The 8,711-nt window shown below is 32.9% G+C and carries 5 protein-coding genes and 1 other annotated feature; of the genes, 4 read left to right on the top strand and 1 reads right to left on the bottom strand.

Annotation, left to right across the window (positions count from 1 at the left end; genetic code table 11):
• The first annotated feature begins 307 nt into the window (after positions 1–307).
• Positions 308–2,098: a stage VI sporulation protein D gene (gene spoVID, locus COC46_RS07915; RefSeq protein WP_098809200.1), complete on the top strand. Its 1,791-nt coding sequence runs from the start codon at positions 308–310 to the stop codon at positions 2,096–2,098.
• A gap of 85 nt (positions 2,099–2,183) precedes the next feature.
• Positions 2,184–3,215 (top strand): spore coat protein YsxE, encoded by a 1,032-nt coding sequence (gene ysxE, locus COC46_RS07910; RefSeq protein ID WP_176545094.1) that lies wholly within the window; start codon positions 2,184–2,186, stop codon positions 3,213–3,215.
• Between the two features lie 141 nt (positions 3,216–3,356).
• Here ysxE and COC46_RS07905 read toward each other — a convergent pair whose 3' ends face one another.
• A complete protein-coding gene (locus COC46_RS07905) occupies positions 3,357–4,115 on the bottom strand; it encodes a sporulation protein (protein WP_098809198.1) in 759 nt (252 codons plus the stop codon).
• Positions 4,116–4,343: 228 nt separating this feature from the next.
• Positions 4,344–4,580, top strand: a binding site (T-box leader).
• Positions 4,581–4,633: 53 nt separating this feature from the next.
• On the opposite strand from COC46_RS07905, the gene COC46_RS07900 reads away from it, so the two are divergent.
• Complete coding sequence (locus COC46_RS07900) at positions 4,634–7,276, top strand: valine--tRNA ligase (RefSeq protein ID WP_098809197.1); 2,643 nt, start codon at positions 4,634–4,636, stop codon at positions 7,274–7,276.
• A 106-nt stretch (positions 7,277–7,382) separates the two neighbouring features.
• Positions 7,383–8,687, top strand: coding sequence for a bifunctional folylpolyglutamate synthase/dihydrofolate synthase (locus tag COC46_RS07895; protein WP_098809196.1), 1,305 nt, complete (start codon positions 7,383–7,385; stop codon positions 8,685–8,687).
• Positions 8,688–8,711: the final 24 nt, after the last annotated feature.

Genomic DNA, 8,711 nt, shown 5'->3' with positions numbered 1-8,711 from the left:
ATATTGACAACTTTATATTTAACACTCTGAAAATGGTGTCTCCTTTATAGAGACACCATTTTTTATTAAATTGAACCGAAAAAAATCTGTTTCCTCTAATGTTATTTAAAAAAGATCGATAAAATTAATTGCGAATGAAAAATTATGGTGAGTTCCAACCTATTCCAATCATTCTAAAATCCATACTTCTACCTTAAATTAACCTTTCTTAATAGAAAATAAGAATCTTTTCTTCATAAATTATTCGTTTCTTTCATAAAAATGTATTGTCATAGACCAAATTGGACGATGAGAGGAGGACATTAAGGTGTCTTCAGAAAATCAAACAAATATCCGCTTTTCATTGAAAGAAACTGTCTGGTTCCAAAAAGGACAGGAAGTTAAAGAGGTAAGGTCACTCTCGTTAAATCCAGACATTACTATACAGCAATTTGATGAATATGTTCAAGTGAGGGGTGTCTTAACTTTAGAAGGTAATTATGCGCCTGATTTGACGAATCAAGGTGATTATTACTCACTAAGGGAGTTAGCTCCTTCAAGAATGGTGGAAAATGTAATTGTTCTTGAGGATGGTAGTTGTGAACTAAATCATCAGTTCCCTGTAGATATCTCGATTCCATTGACTAGAATAACTGATTTAGAGAATTTATGTGTTTCTGTAGAAACATTTGATTATCAATTAGCAGAAAAAGGTAGTATTCAAATTGCTGCTGATTTATGTATTTCTGGACTGCATGATCATAATCGAGCTGTTGATACTTATCGAGAGCAAAGTGCATATGAACAGCAGTATAATACCTTTAATCAAGATAATAGCTACAATCAGGTAAATGACTATCGTTCAAATAATGAAGGATATTCGTATCAGGAGGAAAGAGAAGAAGAAGAACAATTCCAGTTCTTCCATCAACCAACTTCTGAACAACAAGTAAGTGATCAAGATAATCTATACGGAAGTGATTGGATTCAATCTCTTGAAGAGGACGTTGAACAAGAAGAGCAAGACACATATCCTGGGCAACCAACTTACTTAGAGGTTTTTCAGCCTGAAGAAGTAGTTGAAGTGCGAGTAGAACAAGTTGAAAATGAAGCTGAGCATTATTATGAATTAGAAGAAGAGAATGTACAAAGCTTTGAAGAAGAACAGGTTGAAGAACAATCTAATGTTGAAATTAATGCTCAGGTAAAAGAAGAATCAGAAGCTGAAAGTGAAGAATATGAAGAAGTATTTAGAGGATTTAATATATCAACAGAAGCAATAGAAGCAATTGAGCCTCAAGCAACAGAGCAACAAGAAACAGTACAACAAGCAACAGAGCCTCAAGAAGAATATACTAGACCGAGCTTCTTAATGAATGGAAATAATGAGGAGCAAGCTAATCAAAGTGAGAATGATGTACAGTCATCTAATCAAGTAAATCATTCGTACAATGAGCGACCTAGTTTCTTGAATAATGATTTTAATGTACACAGTTATTTAAATAATACTTTAAATAGTAAACCTAGCTTCTTAAATAATGATTATAGTTCTTTACAAGGCTATGCAAATAACGAAAACAATGCAGAAAAAGAAATAGAAAAATATGAAGAACAATACAATCGAACTTTGGAGCAAAACTATCAACCATATGTTAACCAACAATATCAGCAAGCTCCATTTGCATATAATCAAGATCAACAGTTAGGGTATCAAAATCCATTTCCTCAAATTAATCAAGAAAATTTAAATTCATTCACGAATCCAAATGATGTTCGTCAAACACCGCCATATTATGCTGAATATTATCAAGCTCATGTAGAACAAGAAGCACCACCAGAATTACCAAAAGTAGAATTAAAAGCTGAGCCAGAAGCAAAAGAGGAAGTAAGAAGTGTTAAAAGTGATAACCTTCTTTCGAGCTTGTTTACTGGAGAAGGAAGAGAAGAATCTTATTCTAAATTAAAATTATATTTAGCACAAAATGGAGATACAATCGAATCTGTTGCTAAAAAATATAATTTACAAACTCAACAGTTAAATCGCGTTAATAACCTGAACGATGAATTTTTATCAGAAGGGCAAATTATTTATATTCCTGTAACTGCTATAAAACAATAATCATATGGTGAGAGCTTTGTATTAGTTAGATACTTGTCTACTAATACAAGGCTTTTACTCATTTAGAAAGTGAGAGTGACGCATCTTGTATACACAACCCAAAGATGAAATAAGCGTCATTTTAGCACAGTATCATATCGTACCAAATTATTTTGAAACCGTTGGAAAAGTAGTAAAGGTATATACCAATCAAGGGGTATTTGCACTAAAAGAGGCAAATGTAAACCGAGTTTATCGAAATAATTTAATTGATAATGTTCGTTCCTTACAAGATAAAGGCTTTCGAGGTGTTGTGCCAATTTATCATACTCAGAATGGAGACTATATTGTTGAATTTAATACGAAACACTACTATTTAATGCCTTGGATCGAAAGTGTTGATGCGAAATCTGATGAGAATTTACATTTTCAACGAATGTTTACTTCTTTAGGTAAGATGCACAACCGAACACAAAAAGAGAAAAAAGTGGATAAAGATCAGTTGCAGATCCATTATGATACGATGACAAAAAGGTGGAGTAAAGATAAAGAAGTACTAGAGAATTTTATTGAAGTTGCTGAAGATAATTGGTATATGTCACCTTATGAGTTAAGCTATTGTACGTACTTTCATAAAATATTAAGTGCACACCAATTTGCAAAAGGTCAATTAGAAGAATGGTTTAAAAAAATGAAGGAAACTGAAAATACAAGAGTTGTCATGAATCACGGAAATTTATCTATTTCGCACTTCCTTGTAAATAAAAGAGGTGAAGGTGTTTTTATCAATCTAGAAAATGCTCAAGAAACTACGCCGATTCAAGATTTAACAAACTATTATAAGAATTCTTTTAAAACCTACCCAATCCAGCAGACCGATCGTAATAATTGGCTTAAAATGTATGAAAAGAATTTCTCATTAAGAGAAGAAGAAAGAATGTTATTTTTAAGCTATATGGCCTACCCAACTCAGTTCGCTTCTAGGATTTCTAAATATTTAAAGCGATCCGGGATAAATAATGAAAAAGACAATGTAAGAGATTTATTAAATGCATATTGGCATATGATTAATATTGAATATTTTGTTTCTAAAATACAAGAGGATATTGAAGCAGCGCAATCTTTTGATGATAGTTGAATTCAGATTGTCCATTTCTATCTTTTCTATAAATGTAATGCGTCAAAAAAACATCTATCACAAAAAAGTACCGCCTCATTTATGTTAGACGAAAACTAACAGTGCGAGGCAGTACTTGGATAGATGGTTTTTTAGTATAAATTATTTTACGTGACGTTTAATAGCATTTACTAAACTTTTACGTACAAAATCCTTGTCTATAATATGTTCCTTTGAGAAAGATATTCTAACATTATTATCATCAGTTCCAAATAACTTAGAAATCTTACCTGATGTTTGTTTTTGATCAAGTTGAAGAATTAAGTCTACTGTTTTATCAAAGCTTACATAATTAACTTCAATTTCTTCTAATTTACCTCGAAACTCACCGTTCATTGGATAAAATTCAAATTCTTGAATGATTTTTCCGTATTTCTTTTTGTTTTCGCTATCTCTTAATACAAAACCTTCTTCTTGAAGCGCTTGGATGACTGTTTTTAAACCAATTGAAGGAATAACTTGAACCCCATCCGCATCGTATTGGTCAACGGCTTTTTCTATTTCTAAATGAGTTTTAATCCAAATATGGGACTTGTGAAGTGATACCGGTGTATTTTCAGATAAGGTGAAAAAGAAAGGAATAACAACTTCTTCATTTGCATTTATAATACGATCAACTGAAACGATAAATTTTTGTAATGTACCATTCTTTTTATAAATTTTATCATTTGATTCAACTAGATATTCAGTCATTACATGTAAAAAGACAGAGTCTAGTTCTTGTTTAACTTTACCACCTTTTATCTGTAATTCACCTTTTACTCGTTCGCCAGCTTGATATTCTGTTTTTTCAAGCTTTGTATCGATTCTAGTTCCACCGATACCGAGAACACGAGCTAATGTATTTTTAAATAAACCCATGTATATCCCCCTAAAAAATTATATCTACATACTATATAATTATCGCATAATTAAATAAGTACTAGTATACCAGAATGTTAAATAAAGATTACAATTATTTTTCGTATTTTTTTTATGTATTAAAAAATGTGTTACATTATTGACACACACTGAATATTCTAGAAAGAAATTAGAAATACTGTTGACTAAGCTTAAGGAAATTTTGTAGACTATTACATATATTCATAATGAAATGCAATGATAGGGAAGAGTACAACGAACTAATTCTTCAGAGAGGAAACCATTTGGTGGGAGGTTTCTAGAAAATAGTGTTGGAATGTCGCCCTTGAGCAGTGGCTTCGAAAACATCTTTGTGATTAGAAGTTACCGGATGATCCGTTATCTTTTTTAAGTGTGTCAGAGAAACACAAGTTTTTACTGACAAAAAAAGGTGGTACCGCGAATCCAACTCCATTCGTCCTTTTCAAGGATGAGTGGAGTTTTTTTATTTTTCAAAAATTTTAGAGGAGATGATTCCAATGGAAACAACACAAAAATCATTACCAACAAAGTATGATCCGAATTTAGTTGAAAAAGATCGTTACCAATTTTGGTTAGATGGGAAATTCTTTGAAGCACAAGTAGAATCGGAAAAGCCGAAATATACAATCGTAATTCCTCCACCAAACGTAACTGGAAAATTACACTTAGGTCATGCTTGGGATACAACATTACAAGATATTTTAACTCGTACAAAAAGAATGCAAGGATATGACGTACTATACTTACCTGGAATGGACCATGCTGGTATTGCTACACAAGCAAAGGTTGAAGCAAAATTACGTGAAGAAGGCTTATCAAGATATGATTTAGGACGTGAAAAATTCCTAGAAAAAGCTTGGGAGTGGAAAGAAGAATATGCTTCACACATCCGTTCTCAATGGGAGAAAATTGGTTTAGGTCTAGATTACTCTCGTGAACGCTTCACATTAGATGAAGGACTATCTGATGCGGTAAAAGAAGTATTCGTTAAGCTTTATAACAAAGGACTAATCTATCGTGGTGAATATATCATCAACTGGGATCCGGCAACAAAAACAGCTTTATCAGATATTGAAGTTATCTATAAAGATGTTCAAGGTGCGTTCTATCATATGCAATATCCATTAACTGATGGATCAGGAAAAATTCAAATTGCGACGACTCGTCCTGAAACGATGCTAGGAGATACTGCGATTGCAGTTCACCCAGAAGATGAAAGATATAAATCAATGGTTGGTAAAACTGTTACACTTCCAATTGTAAATCGTGAAATCCCAATTATAGCTGACGACTATGTTGATATGGAATTTGGTACTGGAGTTGTAAAAATTACTCCTGCTCATGACCCTAATGATTTTGAAGTTGGTAACCGTCATGATTTACCTCGCATTCTTGTAATGAATGAAGATGGTTCTATGAATGAAAAAGCTGGAAAATACAAAGGTATGGATCGTTTTGAATGTCGTAAACAAATCGTTAAAGATTTACAAGAGATGGGTGTTCTTGTAGAAATCGAAGAGCATATGCATTCTGTAGGTCATAGTGAACGTAGCGGAGCAGTTGTTGAGCCATATTTATCAACTCAATGGTTTGTTAAAATGCAACCATTAGCAGATGCTGCAGTAGCATTACAAAACTCTGATGAAAGCGTAAAGTTTGTACCAGATCGCTTTGAAAAAACTTACCTACGTTGGATGGAAAATATCCGTGACTGGTGTATCTCTCGTCAATTATGGTGGGGACATCGTATTCCAGCTTGGTACCATAAAGAAACTGGTGAAATTTATGTAAACCAAGAGCCACCAGCTGATATTGAAAATTGGAATCAAGATAATGATGTTTTAGATACTTGGTTCAGTTCAGCATTATGGCCATTCTCAACTTTAGGTTGGCCAAATGAAGAAAGTAAGGATTTCCAAGCTTACTTCCCAACAAATGTATTAGTAACAGGGTATGATATTATTTTCTTCTGGGTTTCACGTATGATTTTCCAAGGGATTGAATTTACTGGTAAGCGCCCATTTAATGATGTATTAATTCACGGATTAGTACGTGATGAGCAAGGTCGCAAAATGAGTAAATCTCTAGGTAACGGTGTTGATCCAATGGATGTTATCGAGAAATACGGAGCAGATTCATTACGTTATTTCTTAACAACAGGAAGCTCTCCAGGTCAAGACTTACGTTTCAGTATTGAAAAAGTAGAAGCTACTTGGAACTTTGTAAACAAAATTTGGAATGCCTCTCGTTTTGCATTAATGAATATGGAAGGCTTCACATATGAAAATATTGATTTAACGAAAGAAAAATCTGTTGCTGATGAATGGATTTTAACTCGCTTAAATGAAACAATTGAAAGTGTAACAGCTTTAATTGATCGCTATGAATTTGGTGAAGTTGGCCGTGTACTTTATAACTTCATTTGGGATGATGTTTGTGACTGGTATATTGAAATGGCCAAAATTCCTTTATATGGTGACAATGAAGATGCAAAAAATATGACTCGTTCAGTTCTAGCACATGTGTTAGAAAGTACAATGAAGCTCTTACATCCATTTATGCCGTTCGTAACAGAAGAAATCTGGCAATCTCTACCTCACAAAGGAGAGTCTATTACAGTTTCTGCTTGGCCGACAGTTAAAGAGGAATTAACAAATAATGAAGCTTCTGAAACGATGAAAATTTTAGTTGAATTAATTCGTTCAGTTCGTAATATCCGTGCAGAAGTAAACACGCCAATGAGCAAAAAGGTTCAACTAATGATTTCTGCAAAAGATGAAAATATTGCAGCTGCATTAGAAGGAAACCGTTCTTATATCGAACGCTTCTGTAATCCAGAAGAATTAACAATTTCAACTAATTTAACTGCACCAGAGAAATGCATGTCAGCGGTTATTAGTGGAGCTGAGCTTTATCTACCTCTAGAAGGTTTAATTAATCTGGATGAAGAGAAAAAACGTTTAGAAAAAGAATTAGAAAAATGGACTAGTGAAGTTGAGCGAGTTCAAAAGAAATTAAGTAACCAAGGATTTGTAGCTAAAGCTCCTGCAGCAGTAATTGAAGAAGAACGTCGTAAGGAAAAAGATTATCTTGAAAAACAAGAATCTGTTAGAGCTCGAATTGCAGAATTAAGTAAATGATAGTTTTAAACAGTCGTATAATTGACTGTTATAAGAATTTGTAAGATAAAAAACGACGAATTAAGATTAATGATTCGTCGTTTTTTACTATAAAGGTAGGGTTTAGATGGTTAAAACGTATGAAGAAGCACTGAAGTGGTTGCACAACAGAACAAAGTTCGGAATCGTACCTGGACTACAAAGAATGGAAGAAATGCTTATAAGACTAGGGAATCCGCATTTAAGTGTCAAAGCGATTCACGTCGCAGGAACTAATGGGAAAGGTTCCACGATCACATTTCTTCAAAATATATTATTAGATGCTGGGTATACTGTAGGAACTTTTTCATCGCCATATATTTTAGATTATCGCGAACAAATTATGTTCTGTGGCGAAATGATTAGTGAAAATGAATTTACTCAATTAGTAAACTGTATGATTCCGGTAGTAGAAGAAGTGGAACAATTATCTTGCGGTGCTCCTACTGAATTTGAAATCATTACAACCATGGCATTTTATTATTTTGGTAAGATAAAAGAACACGACATTTTTTTAATAGAGGCTGGATTAGGTGGGTTAGAAGATTGTACGAATGTCATAACACCATTAATTAGTGTTATTACGAGTATTGGTCATGATCATCAGCAAATTCTCGGAGAAACAATTGAAGAAATAACGAAGCATAAAGCAGGAATTATAAAATATAAAATTCCAGTTGTTACTGCAGAGCTAAAAGAAAATGCCCTAAAAATTATTCGAAATGAAGCAAACAAAAACGAAGCTGATTATTTTGAATATGGAAAGCATTTTTTTGCTTCACCTTTAAAAGATCATTCTAATGAAAAATTTAATTTCCAAGTGATTGGTGGCTTTTCTATTGAGAATGTTGAGTTATCCATGCTTGGGCAGCATCAAATTAGGAATGCTTCATGTGCAATAACCGTTGTCCAATTATTGCAAAATCGATATGGTATGATCTTTAGTGAAACGAATATTAAAAGTGGGTTAGAGCTTTCTCAGAAACCAGGTAGATTAGAAAAAATGGCTGCAAATCCTGTCGTTTATATTGATGGTGCTCATAATGTTGAAGGCATAAAAAGTCTAGTGGAAACAATGAATAGCCATTTTAGAGATAAGGGAATAAAAATTTTGTTTTCAGCCTTAAAAGATAAAAAGGTAGAGGAAATGGTAATAGAATTACAAAAACTGACAAATAACATTGAAATGACAACTTTTGATTTCCCTAGAGCGATGAATAAAGACGAATTAATATCGAATGCAAATAATTTAAATTTAACATACGAAAAAGATTTATATATTGCTATAGATGAGAATATAAAAAATACCCATGAGAACGAGATATTATTAATAACGGGCTCCTTATATTTTATCTCTGTAGTAAGGAGTTATTTACTAAAAAAATTTGTTTAAAATTGTAAAAGTTTCATTCTGAAT

The organism is Bacillus sp. AFS041924 (assembly GCF_002577195.1).
In the GTDB taxonomy this organism is placed as follows: domain Bacteria; phylum Bacillota; class Bacilli; order Bacillales; family Bacillaceae_G; genus Gottfriedia.
The sequence above is the reverse complement of the archived record's forward strand: the minus strand, read 5'-3'. Positions and strand labels throughout refer to the sequence as shown.